The sequence below is a fragment of the Nocardioides sp. B-3 genome (assembly GCF_024703895.1).
Taxonomy (GTDB): Bacteria; Actinomycetota; Actinomycetes; order Propionibacteriales; family Nocardioidaceae; genus Nocardioides.
Genome location: NZ_CP087968.1, coordinates 2,021,606 through 2,041,967, shown reverse-complemented (window position 1 = coordinate 2,041,967; position 20,362 = coordinate 2,021,606). Strand labels below are relative to the sequence as shown.

17 protein-coding genes and 3 pseudogenes are annotated in these 20,362 nt (G+C 71.3%); 8 read left to right on the top strand and 12 right to left on the bottom strand.

Annotated features, from left to right (window positions below):
• Positions 1-100 precede the first annotated feature (100 nt).
• Positions 101-646, bottom strand: coding sequence for a hypothetical protein (locus LP418_RS13435; protein WP_257956646.1), 546 nt, complete (start codon positions 644-646; stop codon positions 101-103).
• Complete coding sequence (locus LP418_RS33400; protein ID WP_442940193.1) at positions 625-1,239, bottom strand: cadherin-like domain-containing protein; 615 nt, start codon at positions 1,237-1,239, stop codon at positions 625-627. Before LP418_RS33400 ends, LP418_RS13435 begins: the two co-directional genes overlap by 22 nt.
• A 146-nt stretch (positions 1,240-1,385) precedes the next feature.
• Here LP418_RS33400 and LP418_RS33395 point away from each other — a divergent pair, with 146 nt between their 5' ends.
• A complete protein-coding gene (locus tag LP418_RS33395; protein WP_442940192.1) occupies positions 1,386-1,526 on the top strand; it encodes a hypothetical protein in 141 nt (46 codons plus the stop codon).
• Positions 1,527-1,970: 444 nt separating this feature from the next.
• Here the strand turns inward: LP418_RS33395 and LP418_RS33390 are convergent, their stop codons facing one another.
• The 4 genes and pseudogenes from LP418_RS33390 to hutH form a co-directional block, all read right to left on the bottom strand.
• On the bottom strand, positions 1,971-2,270 hold the full coding sequence (locus LP418_RS33390; protein ID WP_442940191.1) for a hypothetical protein: 300 nt from the start codon (positions 2,268-2,270) through the stop codon (positions 1,971-1,973).
• 100 nt (positions 2,271-2,370) lie between these two features.
• Positions 2,371-2,973 (bottom strand): annotated as a pseudogene (locus LP418_RS33385) (urocanate hydratase); the annotation flags it as partial.
• A 91-nt stretch (positions 2,974-3,064) separates the two neighbouring features.
• Positions 3,065-3,637 (bottom strand): annotated as a pseudogene (locus LP418_RS33380) (urocanate hydratase); the annotation flags it as partial.
• Positions 3,634-5,178, bottom strand: a pseudogene (gene hutH / locus LP418_RS13420) (histidine ammonia-lyase). The pseudogenes LP418_RS33380 and hutH, both read right to left, overlap by 4 nt.
• Positions 5,179-5,355: 177 nt before the next feature.
• Here hutH and LP418_RS13415 point away from each other — a divergent pair.
• Positions 5,356-6,567: a vanadium-dependent haloperoxidase gene (locus tag LP418_RS13415; protein ID WP_257956644.1), complete on the top strand. Its 1,212-nt coding sequence runs from the start codon at positions 5,356-5,358 to the stop codon at positions 6,565-6,567.
• A gap of 182 nt (positions 6,568-6,749) precedes the next feature.
• Here the strand turns inward: LP418_RS13415 and LP418_RS13410 are convergent, their stop codons facing one another.
• Positions 6,750-7,115 carry a hypothetical protein gene (locus LP418_RS13410; protein WP_257956643.1) on the bottom strand — a complete coding sequence of 122 codons (366 nt, stop codon included), beginning with the start codon at positions 7,113-7,115 and terminating at the stop codon, positions 6,750-6,752.
• Between the two features lie 42 nt (positions 7,116-7,157).
• Between LP418_RS13410 and LP418_RS13405 the strand changes: the two genes are divergently transcribed.
• Together LP418_RS13405 and LP418_RS13400 are read left to right on the top strand one after the other, a co-directional pair.
• Positions 7,158-7,538, top strand: a complete 381-nt coding sequence (locus LP418_RS13405; protein WP_257956642.1) for a helix-turn-helix domain-containing protein — start codon at positions 7,158-7,160, stop codon at positions 7,536-7,538.
• A gap of 72 nt (positions 7,539-7,610) precedes the next feature.
• The gene (locus tag LP418_RS13400; protein ID WP_257956641.1) at positions 7,611-7,901 is read left to right on the top strand and encodes an IclR family transcriptional regulator domain-containing protein; all 291 of its coding nucleotides are present in this window, start codon (positions 7,611-7,613) and stop codon (positions 7,899-7,901) included.
• A 2,695-nt stretch (positions 7,902-10,596) separates the two neighbouring features.
• On the opposite strand, the gene LP418_RS13395 is transcribed toward LP418_RS13400, so the two are convergent.
• A complete protein-coding gene (locus LP418_RS13395; protein WP_257956640.1) occupies positions 10,597-11,001 on the bottom strand; it encodes an SRPBCC family protein in 405 nt (134 codons plus the stop codon).
• Positions 11,002-11,335: 334 nt separating this feature from the next.
• Here LP418_RS13395 and LP418_RS29885 point away from each other — a divergent pair, with 334 nt between their 5' ends.
• From LP418_RS29885 to LP418_RS13380, 4 genes are all read left to right on the top strand, one after another.
• On the top strand, positions 11,336-12,112 hold the full coding sequence (locus LP418_RS29885; protein WP_272496336.1) for a hypothetical protein: 777 nt from the start codon (positions 11,336-11,338) through the stop codon (positions 12,110-12,112).
• Positions 12,060-14,876, top strand: a complete 2,817-nt coding sequence (locus LP418_RS13390; RefSeq protein ID WP_272496335.1) for a (Fe-S)-binding protein — start codon at positions 12,060-12,062, stop codon at positions 14,874-14,876. Before LP418_RS29885 ends, LP418_RS13390 begins: the two co-directional genes overlap by 53 nt.
• A 175-nt stretch (positions 14,877-15,051) precedes the next feature.
• On the top strand, positions 15,052-15,591 hold the full coding sequence (locus LP418_RS13385) for a toxin-antitoxin system HicB family antitoxin (RefSeq protein WP_257956639.1): 540 nt from the start codon (positions 15,052-15,054) through the stop codon (positions 15,589-15,591).
• Between the two features lie 68 nt (positions 15,592-15,659).
• On the top strand, positions 15,660-16,481 hold the full coding sequence (locus tag LP418_RS13380) for a DUF4097 family beta strand repeat-containing protein (protein ID WP_257956638.1): 822 nt from the start codon (positions 15,660-15,662) through the stop codon (positions 16,479-16,481).
• Positions 16,482-16,590: 109 nt separating this feature from the next.
• Here the strand turns inward: LP418_RS13380 and LP418_RS13375 are convergent, their stop codons facing one another.
• The 4 genes from LP418_RS13375 to LP418_RS13365 are packed head-to-tail and all read right to left on the bottom strand — an operon-like array spanning position 16,591 to position 20,291.
• Entirely contained in the window at positions 16,591-17,538 is a 948-nt protein-coding gene (locus tag LP418_RS13375; protein WP_257956637.1) for a siderophore-interacting protein, read from the bottom strand.
• Positions 17,535-18,077: an ABC transporter ATP-binding protein gene (locus LP418_RS33375; RefSeq protein ID WP_442940190.1), complete on the bottom strand. Its 543-nt coding sequence runs from the start codon at positions 18,075-18,077 to the stop codon at positions 17,535-17,537. Before LP418_RS33375 ends, LP418_RS13375 begins: the two co-directional genes overlap by 4 nt.
• Entirely contained in the window at positions 17,974-18,378 is a 405-nt protein-coding gene (locus LP418_RS33370; RefSeq protein WP_442940189.1) for an ATP-binding cassette domain-containing protein, read from the bottom strand. Before LP418_RS33370 ends, LP418_RS33375 begins: the two co-directional genes overlap by 104 nt.
• Positions 18,375-20,291: an iron chelate uptake ABC transporter family permease subunit gene (locus LP418_RS13365; protein ID WP_257956636.1), complete on the bottom strand. Its 1,917-nt coding sequence runs from the start codon at positions 20,289-20,291 to the stop codon at positions 18,375-18,377. Before LP418_RS13365 ends, LP418_RS33370 begins: the two co-directional genes overlap by 4 nt.
• Between the last annotated feature and the right edge of the window lie 71 nt (positions 20,292-20,362).

The window sequence follows — 20,362 nt, the reverse complement described above, 5'->3', positions numbered from 1 at the left end:
CTTCAGATGTGTGAGGTGTGGAGGTGTGAGAACGAGGAAGTACGACGCGGGACGGACGGTGGTCCGCCCTGCGCCGTACGGAAAGGAAAGCCTCAGTCGGTCAGACCAGCGTGAGGGTCAAGGTGCCCCGGTACAGGCCCTTGGCGGCCGAGGCGGGGATGCCCGGGCCGATGCCGCCGCCACAGTCGAACGTGCCACCGCTGCGCGTGGCCGGGGCCGAGCACAGGGTGTGAGCGGTCGCCGAGCCGTCCCAGCCCGGGAGGCCGGTGGTGCCGGGGATCGCCGGGGAGCCGGCGTTCACGGTCGCGACGTCACCGGGGATGACGACGTGGGAGACCTGCGCGCTGGGGACCCAACCGACGTTGCCGCCGGGGATGCAGTGGTTGTCCCAGCTGGCCGGGTTGTTGACGCCGCAGACACCGTCGCCGGTGCCGTCGCTGAAGTCGGAGGTCATCTGACCGGTCAGCGACCAGCCTGCGTCGGTGCCGCGGGCGTTGACGACGGTCAGGCCGTTGAGGAGGCCCCGGGCCTTCTGCGGCTGGCCGTTCAGCGTGACGGGCGTCAGCTGGATCGCCGAGCCGGCCTGCTTCATCGTCATCGCGGCGCCGTTGACCTGCACCTCGATCACCCGGTCGAGCGAGAGCACGCGGCGACGGAGGCGTCGCAGGTGTCACCGAGGATGGAGATGTTGACCGTGGCCGCGTTGCTCACCAGTCCGCCGGCGTCGGCGACGGTGTAGGTGAACGAGTCGGTCAGGGCGGCCGAGGTGTTGGTGTAGGTGACGGTGCCGTCGGGGTTGGCGACCGCGGTTCCGGCCGAGGGGCCGGACACGATGGCCACCGAGCCGGCGGCGAGGTCGCCGTTGACGTCGGTGTCGTTGGCGATCACGTTGACGGAAGCCGCCCGGGTTGGCGCCGACCGAGGCCGAGTCGTTGGCCGCGACCGGAGCGGCTGCGGGCACGACCACGTTGGTGGTGCTGATCGCAGGCGCGGTGCCGAACGTCGCCGTGTTGTTCGGCGGCACGACCTCGACGGTGCCGGGGCTGCAGCGGAACTTGACCGTGAAGCCGAGCTGCGCGTCGATGGACAGGCCACCGGAGCCGGCAGCGTTGGTGATCGGCACGCTGGCCTCGCGCAGGACGATCGGGCCGCTGGCGCCGGCGGTGTAGGCCATGTCGGCGAAGTTGACCGTGAAGATCTGGTCGGGGGCCGTCTCGTCACCGGTGCCGGGGGTGCCATCGGGGTCGGAGATGTCGATCGGGCCGATGGAGGCCGGCACGGCGTTGGTGGCCTTCTCGCCCTCGACCGTGTTGGTGGCCCGGAGGCGAGCACTGACGGTTCCGGCGACATTGCCGCCGTCGGGGACCAGACCCGGGTTGTAGCCCGTGACGAACACCGCGCCGGGCATCGTGATCGTCGAGCTGAGGTTGGTCACCGGGACGTTGGCGCCCGGAGCGACCGACGAAGGCACCGTGGCGTTGAAGTCGGCCGTCGCGGGTGCGATGGCTGCCGTGGCGCTGTTGTAACAGGCGTTCGTCGTCGGCGTTGCCTGCGCAACCGCCGCCGTCGACGGCAGGACGGCCAGACCGGCGCCGCCTGCCAGTGCCGCCAACGCGCCTGAAAGCGCGCGACTGGTGAATCTCGACATAATCCCTCCCGGGATTTTTGCCCGTGGCAGGGAGGAACCGTTCCTCCCGTGGGCGGGGAGCGAAAAGGCCTGAGGCACTCTGATGCGATGCGACGCCGAGTCTCCCAATCCGGCGACACAGAGGTCCCGGCCTTCACTCCCGTGAAGGGACCATGGCAGCGGTACTACGGTTACGTCAACGTATGTATCGAGAATTTGAGCGCCTGAGCGGACGTTACGCAGCATCTGAGTTCGAAAAGCGAACACCTTTTACATATGGCGTCGCGTTGTCAGGCGTTCGGGTATAGGTGTCGTGGGTGCCGAGCCAGAGGCAGGGCCGGGCCTAGCTGCCCTCGGACATCGGGATCCGGACGTTCTTCTCGGCCGCGACCTCGACGGCGCGGTCGTAGCCCGCGTCGACGTGCCGGATGACGCCCATCCCGGGGTCGTTGGTGAGCACGCGCTCGATCTTCTCGGCCGCCAGCTCCGTACCGTCCGCGACGCAGACCCGGCCGGCGTGGATCGAGCGACCCATGCCGACGCCGCCGCCGTGGTGGATCGAGACCCGTGTCGCGCCGGAGGCGGTGTTGACCAGCGCGTTGAGCAGGGCCCAGTCGGCGATCGCGTCGGACCCGTCCTTCATCGCCTCGGTCTCGCGGTACGGCGAAGCGACGGACCCTGCAGTCGAGGTGGTCGCGGCCGATGACGACCGGGGCCTTGAGCTCACCCGAGGCCACCATCTCGTTGAACTTGAGGCCGGCGAGGTGGCGCTCGCCCCGGCCCAGCCAGCAGATGCGAGCCGGCAGGCCCCGGAACGCGACTCGCTCACCGGCCATCTTGATCCACTTGTGCAGGCGCTCGTTGTCGGGGAAGAGCTCGAGGATCGCCTTGTCCGTCGCGGCGATGTCGGCCGGGTCACCGGAGAGCGCGGCCCAGCGGAACGGGCCCTTGCCCTCGCAGAAGAGCGGACGGATGTAGGCGGGCACGAAGCCGGGGAAGTCGAAGGCCCGGTCGAAGCCGCCCTTGCGGGCCTCGTCGCGGATGGAGTTGCCGTAGTCGAAGACCTCGGCGCCGGCGTCCATGAAGCCGACCATGGCGGCGACGTGCGCGGCCATCGCCGACTGCGCGGCCTTGGTGAAGCCGACCGGGTCGGCCTCGCGCTGGGTCTGCCACTCCTCGAACGGCACGCCGACCGGGAGGTAGAACAGCGGGTCGTGCGCGGAGGTCTGGTCGGTGACGATGTCGATCGGAGCGTTCTGCTCGAGCAGCGCCGGCACCATCTCGGCCGCGTTGCCGAGGACACCGATCGACAGGGGACGACGAGCGTCGCGCGCCTCGATCGCCATGGCGACAGCCTCGTCCAGCGACGAAGCCTCGGACGTCGAGGTAGCGGTGCTCGATGCGCCGCTCGATCCGCGACTGGTCGCACTCGATGCAGATCGCGACGCCGTCGTTCATGGTGACGGCGAGCGGCTGGGCGCCGCCCATGCCGCCGAGCCCGGCGGTCAGGGTGATGGTGCCTGCGAGGGTGCCGTCGAAGCGGAGGTCGGCGATCGCGGCGAACGTCTCGAACGTCCCCTGCAGGATCCCCTGCGTGCCGATGTAGATCCACGAGCCGGCCGTCATCTGCCCGTACATCGTCAGCCCGAGGTCCTCGAGGCGGCGGAACTCCTCCCAGTTGGCCCAGTCGCCGACGAGGTTGGAGTTGGCGATCAGCACGCGCGGCGCCCACTCGTGGGTGCGCATGACGCCGACGGGCTTGCCCGACTGCACCAGCATCGTCTCGTCGTCCTCGAGGTCGCGCAGGGTCCGGACGAGCGCGTCGTAGGCCTCCCAGTTGCGGGCCGCCTTGCCGGTGCCGCCGTAGACGACGAGGTCCTCGGGGCGCTCGGCGTTGGCCGGGTCGAGGTTGTTCATCAGCATCCGCAGGGGTGCCTCGGTCTGCCACGACTTCGCGGTCAGCTCCGTGCCGGTGGCGGCGTGGATGGGGAGGCGGGGGTTGTCGTTCATGCGAGTTCTCCGATCACGGATTCGGCGGCGGCGAGCACGGCGCCGGAGGCGACGAGCGAAAAAGCGGTTTTCGATCTCGGGCGACAGGTGGCGGTCGGGGCCGGGCCCCCGGATGCCGGCGTCGCGCAGCGCCTTGACCACGGCGGCGGTCGCAGGCGACGGCGTCAGCGGCGCGCGCATGTCGAGCGCGCGCAGCGGTGAGCACCTCGATCGCGACGACCCGGGTGAGTCCGTCGACCGAGCGGCGCAGCTTGCGGGCGGCCGACCAGCCCATCGACACGTGGTCCTCCTGCATCGCGCTCGACGGGATCGAGTCGACGGAGGCCGGGTTGGCGAGGCGTTTGAGCTCGGAGACGATCGCGGCCTGGGTGTACTGCGCGATCATGTGGCCCGAGTCGACACCCGGGTCGTGCGCGAGGAACGCGTTGAGCCCGTGACTGCGCGTCTTGTCGAGGAACCGGTCCGTGCGCCGCTCGCTGATCGAGGCCACGTCGGCGGCGACGATCGCCGGGAAGTCGAGGACATAGGCGACGGGGGCACCGTGGAAGTTGCCGTTGGACTCGACGGCGTCACCGATCACGACCGGGTTGTCGACGGCCGACGCGAGCTCACGCCCGGCCACCACGGCGGCATACTCCACCGTGTCGCGGGCACCGCCGTGCACCCGGGGCGAACAGCGCAACGAGTAGGCGTCCCTGGACGCGGTTGCAGTCGCCGGTCCGGTGCGAGGCGACGATCGCGGAGTCGGCCATCAGCGACATCAGGTTGGCCGCGGACAGGGCCCGGCCCGGGTGCGGGCGGATGGCCCGGAGCTCGGGGGCGAACACCCGGTCGGTGCCGAGCTGGCCCTCGACGCTCATGGCCGCGGCGATGTCGGCGGTGCGCAGCAGCATGCGCAGGTCGGCGATCGCCATCACCAGCATGCCGAGCATGCCGTCGGTGCCGTTGATCAGTGCGAGGCCCTCCTTGGCGACGAGCTCGACCGGGGTCAGCCCGGCCGCGGCGAGCGCCTCGGCGGCCGGCATCAGCGTGCCGGAGGCGTCGCGGACCGAGCCCTCGCCCATCAGCGCGAGCGCGCAGTGCGACAGCGGGGCGAGGTCGCCCGAGCAACCGAGGGAGCCGTACTCGTGCACCACCGGGGTGATCCCGTGCGTCAGGAACGACGCCGGGAGCTCGGCCGTCTCCCGGCGTACGCCGGTGTGACCCGTCGCCGGGGTCGAGAGCCGCAGCAGCATCAACCCGCGCGTCACCTCGCGCTCGACCTCGGGACCGGAGCCGGCAGCGTGCGAGCGGACCAGCGACTTCTGCAGCTGGGCGCGCATCTCGGTCGGGATGTGCCGGGTCGCGAGGGCGCCGAAGCCGGTGGAGATGCCGTACGCCGGGGTGGGGGCCGCCGCCAGCTCCTCGACCACTGCGCGGGCCCGGTCGATGGCGGCGAGTGCGTCGTCGCCCAGCGTGACGGCCGCGCCGTCGCGGGTCACCGCGAGGACGTCCGCGAAGGAGACCGGGCCAGTGCCGACGATGACGGTGGTGGTTGACATGTCGTCATCAAACTCCCGCGCAGCACTCCGCACCACCCACCCCGGCACCGGATATGTCTCGCATCTGAGACAGGCCGATCACCGGGGTTGCGGAACCTGCACCCGGGTCCGGGAGTCGTGGTTCTCACAAGCATCCATTCGAAAGGCTTCCTCATGTCACGCTCCCGTCGAACCCTGATGAGCTTGGGCGCCAGCCTGCTCATCGCACCTCTCCTCGTCGTGAGCTCGGGCTCCACCACCGGCGCGGCCCCGTCCGCCCGCTCCGCCGACGACCACATCAAGGCTGCCGAGGCGGCGGTCGCCCGGCAGCGCATCGCCATGCGCACCGCCTACACCGAAGCTGGCCCGGCTCCGCCGGTCGGAGCCCTCTACACCTCCTTCGCCTCGCTCGCCGTGTACGACGCAGCTCTCGAAGGGCACCAGCACGGCCGGGTCGCAGCCACGGTCGCGGTGGCGACTGCTGCCCACGACGTGCTCCACGAGTACTTCCCTGCGTCGAGGCCCGCCCTGAACGCGGACCCGGCGGCCATGCTCGCGACCCTGCCCAACGGCGCGAAGGCCGAGACTGGCGCGGCCATCGGTGCAGCGGCGGCGGACGCGATGATCGCCTCTCGCGTAGGCGACGGGCGCAACAACGCCGCCATCGCCTACAGCAAGGCGCCCGCGGCGGGCATCTGGCAACCACCGGCCAGCGGCATGGCGCTCGCCCGGCTCGGCTTCGTCAAGCCCGTCGTCGACGTACCGCCCGTGGCGCTTGACGGCCCCGATGCATTGACCAGCGCCGCCTACGCTGCCGACTACAACGAGGTGCGCCTGCTCGGGTCAACCACGTCGACCACCCGCACCGACGAGCAGACGGCCATCGCCCGCTTCATGGCGCCCAACGTGAATCCGGTCTATCGCGATGCCCTGTGTCGCTACCTCGAGTCTGAACCCGTGGGGCTGATTCCCGTGACCCGGATGTTCGCGCGGATTGACGGCGCCATCGCCAATGCCTTCATCCAGTCGTGGCGACTCAAGTACGACCTCGGCTACTGGCGCCCGTTCCGGGCGATCGCCGGGGCGGAGACGGACGGCAACCCGGCAACGGGACTCCACCCGACCCCGTGGCTGCCGCTGGTGCCGAACCCGGCCTACTCCGACTACACCAGCGGGCACGCGGCTGGGACGTCGCCGTTCGCCGAGGTCGTGCGCCAGACCCTCGGTGATGACATCACCCCGGTCCTGCGCTCCGGCGGCCTCGAGCGCACCTACACGAGCCTCTCCGCGCTCGAGCACGACGCCTTCCACGCCCGCATCTGGGGCGGTCTGCACTTCCGCGACGCAATGGAGGACGGCTACCTGCTGGGCCACACCATGGCCGATCAGGTGATGCGCGCGATCCGCTGAGGCTCTTGCGACCCGCTGCGAAGGACCAACCCCCGGGGAGGTGGTCCAGCGCGGCGGGCCTGCCTACGGTGAACAGGACCGGCGCGGCACCGACCGGGGTCGCCGCGCATGGAGCGAGGAGCCGACCGTGACCACCGAACAGATCATCTGGACCGTCGTCATCGTCGTCGCCGTGATCATCCTCATCGGGTTGGTCGTCGCGACGATGCGCAGGAAGAACCCGGCCGACAACCGCGCCCGAGCGGGACAGCTGCGCGAGCGGGGCCGACCACCGGGCGGCCGGACTGCCCGACGAGCAGGCCCGCGCCGAGCAGGCAGAGGCCAAGGCCGAGCAGGCCCGGCTCGAGGCGCGTCGCGCCGAGGAGGAGGCGAGCACCGCGCGCGCCGCCGTCGACCGGGACCGGGCCCTGCAGGAGGACCAGATCCGCGCGGCCGACCGCCTCGACCCAGACATCGACAACACGGCCGACGACTACCAGCCGCGGGTCGTCCCGCCGGCCGGCCCGGCCACGGATCCGGCCGACGATCCGGGCAACGAAGGCAGCCACAAAGCCTGACGCCGGGGGCCGCGTCGGGCAGGATGACCCGACATGAGCCACGTTCCCGCAGCCACCCGCACGCTGCGGGTGCTGCGGTTCCCGGCCAGCCAGCCCGATCCCGTCGCGCTCGACCGGATCTCGCGGGCCTGCGACCTGCCGCGCAGCACGGCCTACCACCTCGTCAACGCGATGATCGCCGAGGGCTTCGTGGTGCACCTCGAGGACGAACGCCGCTACGGCCCGGGCGTCGCCGCCTTCGAGGTCGGCACCGGCTTCGCCCGCCCGGGAACCCCTGCAACGCATCGCGCGCCGACCCCTCGCCGCCCCGGGTCGACACGACGGGGTACGGCGGACACCGGCCGTGCTCCACGGGCGCGACGTCCTCTACGTGATCGAGGAGCGCGCGCCGGGTCGTCCGCCGCTGGTGACTGACGTCGGCGTCCGCCTGCCGGCCCACCTGACCGCGAGCGGGCGGGCGATCCTGATGGCGCTGCCGAGCAGCCAGTGCGCGCGCTCTATCCCGACCGGGCCGCCTTCGTCGACCGGCTCGGCACCGGCCCCACCACACTGAGCGGGCTGCGCGCCGTGCTGAGCGAGGCGCGACAGCGCGGCTACGCGGTCGAGGACGGCGAGGTCTCCGCGGGCCCGGCCAGCGTGGCGGCCCCGGTGCTCGACCACAACGGACACCCGGTGGCCTCCGTCGCGCTCACCTTTGCCAACGGCACCGCACTGGACACGGTCGCGGGCGCCGTACAGACGACCGCGTCGGCGCTGTCGAAGCGGCTCGGAGGCTGAGAACGAGAACGGCCGACCGCTCACTCGAAGAGGAGCTGGCCGGCCGCGTCGGATGATCTCGCGAATCGACCGGGCTACGAGCGGCCCGGCCACTCGTGGACCCCCCGGATCCGGGTCTCATCGATCACGTCTGGTGTGTGCCAGACGCAGTCCGAACAAGCCTCAGACTGTCAATTGACGGGCCACAGGCCTGACACCGCGCACCCACGACTCGGTAACAACTTGCACGAGCCAGCGTGTCGGTTGCCACCCGGGCTCGTTGTGGTGCCAACAGGAGGTAGCCGTGGAACCCGTTCCGTCCCGCACGACCCGCCGACTCGGCGCCGCGACCCCGGTCGCACTGGCACTCGTCGCCACCGCGCTCGCCCTGCCCGACGGCGCCCAGCCGCGCACCGGCACGCTGCTCGCGACCTACGATGCGACCGGGACCGACCTCCTCGACGACGGGCACGGCCACGACCACGGCGACCCCGCGACCAAGAACGCCGTGTCCCGCGGCGGCGAGGTGTCCGCGGCCACGCAGGACCCGACCAGCGCGCGGCAGGCACGGTCGGCTGCGGCGTACGTCGAGAGCCAGCGCCGCCTGCGCGACCCGCGCCTGACGACGGTGCGGTCCACGGCGAGGCGGACGAAGGTTCCCGCGACCCCGCTTCGCGATGGCGGGTGGCTGCTACGCGATGGCCGGCGAGCCGATGCGGTTCCGGGCCACCGAGCTCGGCAGCTACCTCCTGATCGACCGCGACAGCCACCTCCTCGCCGCCGACGGCACCCGCGCGGCCGCACCCTCCCCCGCCACCGAGTGGGTCGCCACCGGGCGCGCCGGCCGGATGCGCTTCGCGTCCGGCGCGACCACGCTGACGATCGACGGCCGGACCGACTTCCGGCTCGTGAAGGCCACCGGTTGCCCAGCCTTCGCCGAGGCCCGGGTCAACGTGAGCGGGCGGCCGCACGCGGGCGTCACGCCCTTCCGGGAGGTGCGGGGGTACGTCGACGCGCACACCCACGGCATGGCGTTCGAGTTCCTCGGGGGTGCCGTGCACTGCGGGAAGCCGTGGGACAGGTACGGCCCCGAATACGCCCTCGTCGACTGCCCCGACCACACCGCGACCGGTGGCGCCGGCGCCGCGCTCGAGACCGCGCTCGGCGGCAAGCCCGGCCACGACCCGGTCGGCTGGCCGACCTTCAAGGACTGGCCGGCGCCCGAGTCGCTGACCCACGAGGGCACCTACTACAAGTGGCTCGAGCGCTCCCGGCGCGGCGGGCAGCGGATCTTCGTCAACCTGCTCGTCGAGAACAACAAGCTCTGCGAGCTCTACCCGCTCAAGAAGAACTCCTGCGACGACATGGACTCGCTGCGCCTGCAGGCCCAGCGGATGTACGAGCTCCGGGACTACATCGACGCGCAGAACGGCGGACCCGGCCGGGGGTGGTACCGCATCGTCCGGTCGCCGTGGCAGGCCCGCAAGGTGATCAACGCCGGCAAGCTCGCGGTCGTCATGGGCATCGAGACGAGCGTGCCCTTCGGCTGCACGTTCAAGAAGCTGCCCGGCGGCGACGTCGACCAGTGCGACCCGGCCGGCATCGACCGGCAGCTCGACGAGATGCACCGGCTCGGCGTGCGGCAGATGGAGCTGGTCAACAAGTTCGACAACGCGCTGTCCGGGATCGCCGGCGACAACGGCGCGACCGGGGTCGCCGTCAACGCGGCCAACTTCCCGGAGACCGGCACCTTCTGGGACATGCAGCACTGCGCCCCCGCCGACGGCGAGAGCGCCGACCACACCCAGCTCGCCGCTCCCGACATCAGCGCCGGCCAGCAGGACGCCCTCTTCGGCGCCATCGGGCAGGTGAGCGGGCTCCTCAACCTCGCCGCCCTGCCGATCTACGGCACCCCGATGCACTGCAACACCCGCGGCCTGACCGACACGGGCACCCACCTCGTCGACCGCCTCGCCGACAAGCACATGCTGATCGACCCCGACCACATGAGCGTCAAGGCCCGCAACACCCTGCTCGACCAGCTCGAGGCTCGCGCCTACTCCGGGGTGCTGTCGAGCCACTCGTGGTCGACGCCCGACGCCTATCCGCGGATCTATCGCCCGGGCGGCTACATCGCGCCGTACGCCGGAGACTCGAGCGGCTTCGTCGAGAAGTGGCGTCGACACCTCGGCTGGGCCGACGAGCGCTTCTACTTCGGCTTCGGGTACGGCGCCGACATCAACGGCCTCGGCGCGCAGGGCAGTCCTCGGGGAGCCGAGGTGACGAACCCGGTGACCTATCCCTTCCGTGGACTCGGCGGCGTTCGCATCGATCGTCAACGAGCCGGGCAGCGGGTCTACGACATCAACGTCGACGGCGTCGCGCAGTACGGCGCCTACCCCGACTGGATCGAGGACGCCGCCCACGTCGCCGGCGCCGACGGTGCCGCCCTCAAGGCCGACATGTGGCGCGGCGCCGAGGCCTACCTCCAGACGTGGGAACGAGCCGAGGGCATCGCCCCCGACTCGTGCCTGCAACCCCGACCTCCGGATGTCCCGAAGGTCGTTCACGCGGCTCGGGAAGCCGGGCCTTTCGACCCGGGCGCTGATGCGTCGGGTCGGCCAGCCCTACGAGCGCCCGGGCGCACGGTTCACCTACTGCGTGAAGGGCGGCAAGGTCGCCGTACGCCTCTCGGCGTCCGGTCGGGTGCGGTCGATCAGCGCGTCGTGAGCTTCTTCTTCAGACCGTTGACCATCGACCCGATCGCCGGGCCGAGCACCGGCTTGAGCACGATCGCGGTCGGCCCGGCGAGGTGCGAGACCTCGAGGGCGACGGTCCGGGTGAGCCGCGAACCGGTCGCGGTCTCCTCCACGACGTAGTCCTCGACCATGCGGCGGATGCCGGGCCGGGTCGACTCGGCGACGAAGAACGACATCCGCTGGCCCTCGTCCCAGCGGTAGAACTGCTCGCGCACCGTGGCGATGCCGGCCACCGTGACCTCGCGGACCGTCCCAACGCCGTACGGCTTGGGCGTCGTCCACCGCATGCCGGTCGCGCCCACACCCCACGAGACGACCGCGTCGTCGGCGGCCAGCGCGGCCCAGAGGGTGGCGGCGGGCACGTCGACATCCAGCACCCGGGTGGTGGTCGCGGGGGGCGGACGTCAGCAGCTCGTCGCCAGCGGGGGTCAGGGTGAACCAGCGGGTCATGGGGGTCCTTACAACGGGTCGGCGGGATAGTTCAGTGAGAGTTTGTAGGAATTCGTCGCTCCCGCCACCGAGTCTCACTGAACTACCCCCGACCGGCGCTCGATGCCCGGGAGAAGTTACCTGCCGGTAGGATCATCATCACTCGTTCGTTGGCTGACGGCCACGGCCGCAGAGCCTAGGCTCGGCCCAATCCGTCCACCGCCACGGACGTGTTTTGAATGCCCGGCACCTGAGGAGCGCTCCTTCATGCAGATCTTTGCCATCGTCGTCTCCCCGGCGATCACCGTCGTCGCCGTCGTGCTGACGACGCGAGCCGTCCGCGCGATGCTCGCGGTGATCAAGCAGGGGCAGCCGGCACTCGGTCGCACCGACCGGCCCGTCGCGCGACTGGGGACGATGCTCAAGGAGACCGTCCTCCACACGCGGATGCTGCAGTGGACCTGGGTCGGGATCCTGCACTGGTTCGCCTTCGCGGCGTTCATCATCCTGTCCTCGGCGGTGATGCAGGCCTACCTCCAGATCTTCGACCCCGAGTTCGCGTGGCCGATCGTCGGCACCCTGTTCCTCTACGAGTGGGTCGCCGAGGTGATCGGCTTCCTCGGCGCGCTGGCGATCATCCCGCTGATCATCTACCGGATCCGCAACCGTCCCAGCGCCAACGGACGCAGCAGCCGCTTCTTCGGCTCGACCATGTGGCAGGCCTACTTCGTCGAGGCGATGGTGCTCCTCGAGAGCTCGGCGATCCTCTTCATCCGCGGCGCGGAGTTCAACCTCGCCAAGGCGCACGGCGGCGAGCCGGCCGAGCACGCGACCGCCTTCCACTTCCCGCTGTCGCAGTTCTTCGCCAACCTGTTCCCGACCGGAGCCGACTCGATCGGCTCGCTCGAGAACGCCATCTACATCATCGCGATGATCAAGATCGTCTCCGCGATGGTCTGGCTGATCGTCATCGCCAGCAACCTGACCATGGGTGTGGCCTCGGCACCGGTTCACCGCCCGGTTCAACATCTTCTACAAGCGTGAGTCCGACGGCCGTACGGCGCTGGGCGCGATGAAGCCCCTCACGTCGGGTGGCAAGGCGATCACCCCGGACGACATCGACGACCTCGACGAGGACTCCGTCCTCGGCGCGGGCTCGATCGAGGACTTCTCCCGGAAGGGCATCCTCGACTTCACGACCTGCACCGAGTGCGGCCGTTGCCAGTCGCAGTGCCCGGCGTGGAACACCGAGAAGCCGCTCTCCCCCAAGCTGCTGATGATGGGCCTGCGTGAGCACGCCTACGCCAAGGCCAACGGCGACGAGAGCCACGCCGAGCGGACCCTGATCGGCAAGACCGACCACGAGAGCGACGGCACCGGACCCGAGGTGCTCGACTACTTCTACAACCCCACGGACGGCGCCTTCGTCATCGACGAGGACGTCCTGTGGTCCTGCACCTCGTGCGGCGCCTGCGTCCAGCAGTGCCCCGTCGACATCGAGCACGTCGATCACATCATGGACATGCGCCGCTACCGGGTGCTCGTCGAGTCCAACTTCCCCGCCGAGCTCAACGGTCTCTTCAAGGGGCTGGAGAACAAGGGCAACCCGTGGAACATGTCGTCCACGGCCCGCATGGACTGGGCCAAGGGCCTCGAGTTCGACGTGCCGGTCGTCGGCGAGGACCTCGAGTCGCTGGAGTCGGTCGACTGGCTGTTCTGGGTCGGCTGCGCGGGCGCCTACGAGGACCGTGCCAAGAAGACCACCCGCGCCGTCGCCGAGCTGCTCAACATGGCCGGGGTGAGCTTCGGCGTACTCGGCAATGGTGAGACCTGCACGGGTGACCCGGCTCGTCGTGCCGGCAACGAGTTCGTCTTCCGGGGCTCGGCCGCGCAGAACGTCGAGACGTTCAAGGAGTTCAAGGTCAAGAAGGTCGTCTCGACCTGCGCCCACTGCTTCAACACGCTCAAGAACGAGTACAAGGACTTCGGCATCGAGCTCGAGGTCGTGCACCACACGCAGCTGCTCAACCGCCTCGTGCGCGAGGGCAAGCTGACCCCGGTCAAGGAGGGCGCGGGCGCCGCGAAGCGCTCGATCACCTACCACGACCCGTGCTACCTCGGTCGCCACAACGACGTCTACACGCCGCCGCGCGAGCTGCTCGAGATCCTGCCGGGCGCCGAGTTCAAGGAGATGGAGCGCAACTCCGAGAAGTCCTTCTGCTGTGGCGCCGGTGGCGCGCGCATGTGGATGGAGGAGAACATCGGTGAGCGGATCAACGTCAACCGCACCAAGGAAGCCGTCGGCACCGGTGCCGACCAGATCGCGGTCGGCTGCCCGTTCTGCCGCGTGATGCTGGCCGACGGCCTGACCGCCGAGCAGGCCAACGGCAACGCCCGCGAAGAGGTCGAGGTGCTCGACGTCGCGCAGATGCTGCTCGCGTCGGTGAAGGGTGAGTCGGCCACGCGCGCACCTGCCGCCGCCACCGTTTCTGCCTCTTCCGGTACGGCGAAGGCCGCCGCCGCAACCGACGTCGCGACGAAGGCCGACCCCGAGGCCGGCGACGTGACGGTCACCGAGGACACGATCACCGAGACGGCCGACGCCGGTCCCGCCGCGAAGGCGTCCGGTGGCTCGTCGCTCTTCGACACCCCCGCGGCGCCGACGAAGCCGGCCGCGCCGGCCGCTCCGGCTTCGTCGGATGGGTCGCTGTTCGACACGCCTGCGCCCGCCGCTCCGGCTGCTCCGGCGTCGGGTGGCTCGCTGTTCGACACGCCTGCGCCCGCGGCTCCGGCTCCGGCTCCGGCCGCCCCCAAGGCCGAGCCGGCCTCGGGCGGGTCGCTGTTCGACATGCCGGCGCCGACGAGCGGTGGCTCTGCCACCGAAGCGCCCGCCGAGAAGGTTGCTGACGCACCGCCCGCGAAGAGCGCGCCGGCCACCGACCCGGGCTCCGGTGGGTCGCTGTTCGACATCGTCGAGCCCGAGGCGGCACCCGCCGAGCCGGCTGCCCCCGAGGCTCCGGCAACGTCCGACGAAACGGCTGCCCCGGCGACCGACTCGACGGACGTCCCGAGCCAGCCGGATGCGAAGGGCGAACCCTCGGCCGACCTCGGCACGGGTGGGTCCCTGTTCGACATCGCCGCCCCGGCGGCCGCACCCGCACCCGCGGCCAAGGCGGAGCCGGCAGTCGAGGCCGAGCCGGAGGCTGCCTCCGAGCCCGAGCCCGCAGCTGCCTCCGAGCCAGCGCCGGCAACGTCCGACGAAGCGGCTGCCCCGGCCGCCAGCTCGTCGGACGTCCCGGAGCCGGCGTCGTCCAGCACGGTGAGCACGCCCGCCACCTCGATCCCCGAGGGTGGGTCGCTCTTCGACCCGGCCGCACCCGAGCCGGTCGCGGCTGCCCCGAAGGCGCCCGAGCCCGCGGCCGAGCCGGAGTCGGCAACGTCCGACGAACCGGCTGCTCCGGCCACCGACTCGTCGGACGTCCCGGAGGCACCGGCCGCCGCCCCGGAGCGCGTCGACCCGCTCGCCGGCGGCGCCGAGCTGAGCCGGGCGGCCACCGCGGCAGCGTCCGACGACCCGGACACGATCCTCGACGCCGACGACGCACCCGAAGCGCCGACGCAGCCAGCAGCCGAGGCGGAGCCGGCAGCCGAGGCGGAGCCGACAGCCGAGCAGGCGGATGAGCCCGAGGCCGCGTCAGACGCCGAGCCGGAGCCGACCGAGGCACCGAAGCCGGCCAGCGGAGGCGCCGTACACACGCCGAAGACCGATGTGGACATCAACAAGTCGGGTTCGCTCTTCGACCTCTGATCCACGGGTACCGCCGGGGGTGGCGGCAGATCGCAAGGAAGCGGCCGCGGCCGTGCGATCTGCCGCCACCTTCGCGTTCGGGCAAGCCACAGGGACACGGCCTGACGTCAGGCAGGCATCGATCTGACGTCACTCACCCTTGACATGACGTCATACTGATGTCAGTGTGGTGCGCATGGACATCACTCCGTACATCGACTCCCTCCGCCGGGACCTCATGGCCGCGGCCGAGGCGGGCGGCGACGAGGTGCGACAGGCGGCCGAGCGGCTGACCTACGCCCTCGATCCCAGCGCCCGGCTCGCGCTGATGGAGGCCATCTCCCGGGCGGCCGCGGAGATCACCGCCGAGCTGCCGGACGGGGGCGTCGACGTGCGCCTCAACGGCCGCGAGCTCGACTTCGTCGTCGACATCGCCCCCAGCCCCGTCGCCGCGCCCACTCCTCCTCCGCCGCCGGCGCCGCCCGCCCCGCCGGACGAGGAGGAGGGCCCGGCCCGCGTCACGCTCCGCATCCCGGAGTCGGTCAAGGCCCGCGCCGAGGAGAAGGCCGCCGCGGCGGGCCACAGCCTCAACACGTGGCTGGTCAACGTCGTCCGCGCGGCGACCAACGACCACGCCGTCAGTGTCGACCTCGACCTGTCGAGCCTGCCGTTCTTCGGCGGGCAGGACCCCTTCAGCAAGACCCGCGGCTCGCGCCGCATGACCGGCTGGCAGTAGCCCGCACGCACCCGAGCCGACCAGCACCCGGGCTGGTCGGGCGGTCGAACACACCCCCGGAGACACCCATGGAACGCACCTTCGAGACACCCCGCCCCATAGAGCTGTACGTCGAGAGCGGCTCCGGCTCCATCACCGTCACCGCCGCAGACGTCGACCGGACGGACGTCACCGTCACCGGCGAGCGCGCCGAGGAGTTCGTCGTCGAGCAGCGTGGCGACCCGAGTCCAGTCGTCGCACCCAAGCAGGGCATGGGCTTCCTGTCCGGCGGCGGCAAGCATTTCGACGTCACGGTCGTCATGCCGGCCCAGAGCGCGCTGACCGTGAAGACCGGCAGCGCCGACACCGTCGTGCACGGCCCGGTCAACGGCCTCTGGGTCAACACGGGCTCGGGCGACGTCAGCGCCGAGATCGTCGACGGCAACTGCGGACTGCAGAGCGGCTCCGGCAACGTCCGGCTCGTCGAGCTCCTCGGCTCCGCCCGCATCAAGAGCGGGTCCGGTGACGTCGTCGTGCACCGGTGCGCCGACCTCGCCGTCTCGACGGGGTCGGGCGACGTCCGCATCGAGTCCGTCGGTGGTCAGCTCGTCATCAAGACGGGGTCCGGCGACGTACAGGTGGGCGAAGCCGCCGACGACCTGTCCCTGTCCACCGGCAGCGGCGACCTCACCGTCGACGTCGCGCACAAGGGGAAGTACGTCCTCAAGGGAGCCAGCGGCGACGTCCGCATCGGCGTCCCGGCCGGCACCCCCGTGTGGACCGACATCAGCACGATCTCGGGCCGCGTGCGGTCAGACCTGACCCCGGTCGGCGCCCCGGCCGAGGGCCGGGACCACCTCGAGATCCGCGCCACGACAGCCAGTGGCGACATCACCCTCCAGCAGCGTTAGCCGACAGGAGCACCGCCATGAACGCACGTACCGACCTCGAGCTCATTGCCCGCCACCACCAGACCGAGCGCCGAAACGAGGCGACGGCCACCCGCCGCAGCCGCAGGTTTCAGGACTTCATCGCGACGCCCCGGCGCCAGTAGCCCATGAAGGCCACCCGGCTCCGGTCGATGTGCAGCTCGTTGACGAGGTGGCGCCGCAGGCCGGTGACGACCTTCGACTCCCCCGCGATCCGGGCGTAGAGCCCGTCGAACTCGTGCCCGACGGCCCGCGCTCGGGCGATCTCCTCGCCCGAGGACGAGTAGGACGGCGTCTCCCACAGGTCGGGATCGACCTCGTCGGGTGCGACCTCGACGATGGCACCCGGAGTCCCCGGGTGAGCGACCACCTCGTCGTGGAGTCGTTGCCCCGGGGGCGAGTCGCCGCGAGCCAGCCACGTGACGGTCACCCCGGACGGGCCTCGGACGTCCCGGAAGTCGGCTGCCGTCGGCACCTCCATGAAGACCGCGCCGGTCGCGGTCGGGGGCAGCTGTTCCAACACGGTGCACACGGCGGGTACGGCGGTCTCGTCGGCCACCATCAGCAGGTCGGCGCCCGCCGGGGCGGTGAACTCGATGCCGCCGTAGGGGAAGCCAGCGCGCGGCGCGAGCATCACGATGCGGTCGCCGGTGGTGGCGGAAGCGGCCCAGTTCGAACCCGGCCCGACCTCGTCGCCGTCCGAGTGCAGGACGATGTCGACGACGATGGTCGTGTCGGCGCCGGAGCCGCGGACGTCGCGGATCGTGTAGGTGCGCATGTGTCCGCGCTCCTCGGTGGGCTGGTCGAGCCGGGTCGCCATCCGGGACTCGTCGGGATTCTCGACCGAGGTGATGCCGCCGGTGACCGGGTCGGGGAAGATCAGCTTGATCCGCTGGTCGTGGCGGGGGCCGTCCACGCCGAAGTCGGCGAGCTCGGCACCGCCGAGCGAGAGCCGCACGAAGGTCGGGCTGAGCCGTTCGGCCGAGACGACCTCGACCTCGGTGAGGAGCATGGGCAGGACGTCGATGCTGGTGGTCATGAGCTCTCCTGTGTTGGCTGTCGAGCCGCTCGATTCCGGTGCCGCGAGACGGGCACCACGAGCGGGGTGTGCGAGACCGGGTCGTCGATGACACGGTTGTCGAGGCCGAAGACGGTCCGGACGACCTCCTCGGTGACGACCTCGCGCGGCGTGCCCTCCGCGACGACCTTCCCGTGGCGCAGCGCCACGAGGTGATCGGCGTAACGCGCCGAGAGGTTCAGGTCGTGCAGCACCATCACGATCGTGGTGCCGCGGCGGGCGTTGAGGTCGGCGAGCAGGTCGAGCATCTCGACCCGGTGGGCGACGTCGAGGAAGGTCGTCGGCTCGTCGAGCAGCAGCAGGTCGGTGCCCTGCGCGAGCGCCATCGCGATCCAGACCCGCTGGCGCTGCCCGCCGGACAGCTCGTCGACGACACGGTCGGCGAGGGCGGTCGTGTCAGTCAGGCGGAGCGCCTCGACGACGGCGTCCTCGTCGGCGCTCGTCCAGCGGCGGAAGGCACCGTGGTGGGGGTGGCGACCACGACTGACCGGGTCGACCACCGTCACGCCCTCGGGGGCGATCGGGTTCTGCGGCAGCAGCCCGAGCGGCACGAGCGACCTGCTTCGTCGCCAGTCGGTGGATCGCCTCGCCGTCGAGCAGGACGGCACCCGAGCGCGGTTTGAGCAGCCGGGCCGGGCCCCGCAACAGCGTGGACTTGCCGCAGGCGTTGGCCCCGACGATCACGGTGACCTTGCCGTCGGGGATCTGCAGGTCGAGCCCCTGCACGACAGCGGTGCCGGTGTAGCCGAGCGTCAGCTCACGCGCGCTGAGGCGAGTGGGGGCAGTCGTGGTGGCGGTCATGCCGCCCTCCTTCCACGGTGTGCATTTTTCACGGGGCCGCGGGCGAGCAGCCAGAGCAGGAACGGTGCGCCGAAGGCGCCGGTGACGACGCCCACGGGCAGGTTGAGGTCGGTGAAGGCATAGGCCCCGGCGTAGTCGCCGACGAGCACGATCACCGCGCCGACGAGACCGGACGCCAGCAGGGTGGTGCGCCCCCGGTTGAGCGCGCGGGCGATGGGGCCGGAGAGGAACGCGACGAAGGCGACCGGTCCGGCGGCCGCGACACCCACTGCGACGAGCAGCACGCCGAGCAGCATCAGGAGGTCCGTACGGCGACGTCCGACCCCGAGCCCGGACGCGGCGTCCTCGCCCAGCTCGGTCGCCGGCAGCGACCGGGCAGCCCAGAGCGTGGCCGGCAGCAGCACCGCCAACGCGATCGCCAGCAGCCCGATGGTCGACCACGCGACGCCGTTGACGCTGCCGGTGAGCCAGCGCAGGACGAGCTGCACGTCGTACTCGTCGACGCGGGTGAAGACGTACTGGATGACCGACTGCATGGCCGCGGCCATCCCGATCCCGGCCAGCACGAGGCGGAATCCGGAGTGGTCGCCGGCGACGAGCCGGATGACCAGCGCGGTCGCGAGCGCGCCGGCGATGGCGGCGGCCGAGACCGACCAGCCGCTCCAGCCGGCCAGCGTGATCAGCGAGACCGCGACGGCGCTGGCACCGAGGCTGACACCGACGATGTCGGGGCTGGCCAGCGGGTTGCGCAGCGTGGTCTGGAAGATCGCGCCACCCATCCCGAAGGCGACGCCGACGAGCACGGCCAGCACGGCACGCGGCAGCTTGGACTCCATCACGATGAAGGAGGCGCCCGGGATCTGCTCGCCGCCGAGGATCCGGAAGAAGTCGGGGATGGTGACGGTGTAGTCGCCGAGCAGCACCCGGGCCGCGAAGGCCGCCACGACGGTGAGCGACAGGCCGGCCAGCAGGAGACGGTGTCGACGGATCGGCGCCCGGCGCGCCCGGCGGACGACGTCGTGGGCATCCACGGGGAGCGGTTCGGTGACGACGTCAGGGTCAAGGGTGATGGTCACAGGGCCCTCCCGGTCCGGCGGATCAGGACCGGGGAACACCGGCACGCCGACGACGGCGGCCATGATGCCGACCTGCACCTCGGCGGGTGGCAGCACGATCCGCCCGGCAGTGTCGGCGAGCATCACCAGCGCGGCACCGGCGAGCATCGAGAAGGGGAGCACGCGGCCGTAGTCCGGCCCGACGAAGGCGCGCACCACGTGCGGCACCACGAGGCCGACGAAGGCGATCGGGCCGGCCAGCGCGGTCGCCGTACCGGCAAGGAGGACGATGGCGAGCGCCAGCACCAGCCTGTCCCGGGTCGTACGGCGACCGAGGCCGCGCGCCGGGTCGTCGCCCAGCGCCGGGGTGTTGAGCAGGCGGGCACCGGTCAGGGCGAGGGCCGCGCCGGCGAGCAGGAACGGCAGCCCGGCGACGAGCACGTCGAACCCACGGCCCCCGACGGTGCCGACCTGCCAGAAGCGGAACGTCTCCATCGTCTTGCGGTCGGCGAGCAGAGCGCCGGTGGTCCAGCTGGCGAGGCCGGCGCTCAGCGCGGCTCCGGTGATGGCGAGCTTCATCGGCGTGGCGCCGTCGCGGCCGAGCGAGGCGATCGCGTGCACGAGGAGGGCAGCGGCGGCCGCACCGAGGAAGGCCATCGGGAGGAACTGGTTCATCGTCGACATACCGAAGACGGACATGCCGATGACCATGGCGAAGGTGGCGCCGGCATTGACGCCGAGGATGCCCGGGTCGGCGAGCGGGTTGCGGGTGAGGCCCTGCATCAGCGCGCCGGCCGGGCCGAGGGCGGCGCCGACCGCGAGCGCGAGCGCGGTGCGCTCGAAGCGCACCTCGATCACGGGGTGCAACGGGTGGGCGCCGTCGAGGACGGCCTCGAACGGGGACGGCGCGTGCCCCCACCGGGACCGAG

What these genes read in the sequence shown, in the direction of transcription:
- LP418_RS13415 (WP_257956644.1), top strand. Translation starts at nt 5,356, where the DNA reads ATGAGCTTGGGCGCCAGCCTGCTCATCGCACCTCTCCTCGTCGTGAGC.
- LP418_RS13405 (WP_257956642.1), top strand. Translation starts at nt 7,158, where the DNA reads ATGAGCCACGTTCCCGCAGCCACCCGCACGCTGCGGGTGCTGCGGTTC.
- LP418_RS13385 (WP_257956639.1), top strand. Translation starts at nt 15,052, where the DNA reads ATGGACATCACTCCGTACATCGACTCCCTCCGCCGGGACCTCATGGCC.
- LP418_RS29885 (WP_272496336.1), top strand. Translation starts at nt 11,336, where the DNA reads ATGCAGATCTTTGCCATCGTCGTCTCCCCGGCGATCACCGTCGTCGCC.
- LP418_RS33390 (WP_442940191.1), bottom strand. Translation starts at nt 2,270, where the DNA reads ATGAAGGACGGGTCCGACGCGATCGCCGACTGGGCCCTGCTCAACGCG.
- LP418_RS33370 (WP_442940189.1), bottom strand. Translation starts at nt 18,378, where the DNA reads ATGACCGCCACCACGACTGCCCCCACTCGCCTCAGCGCGCGTGAGCTG.
- LP418_RS13380 (WP_257956638.1), top strand. Translation starts at nt 15,660, where the DNA reads ATGGAACGCACCTTCGAGACACCCCGCCCCATAGAGCTGTACGTCGAG.
- LP418_RS13375 (WP_257956637.1), bottom strand. Translation starts at nt 17,538, where the DNA reads ATGACCACCAGCATCGACGTCCTGCCCATGCTCCTCACCGAGGTCGAG.
- LP418_RS33400 (WP_442940193.1), bottom strand. Translation starts at nt 1,239, where the DNA reads ATGGCACCCCCGGCACCGGTGACGAGACGGCCCCCGACCAGATCTTCA.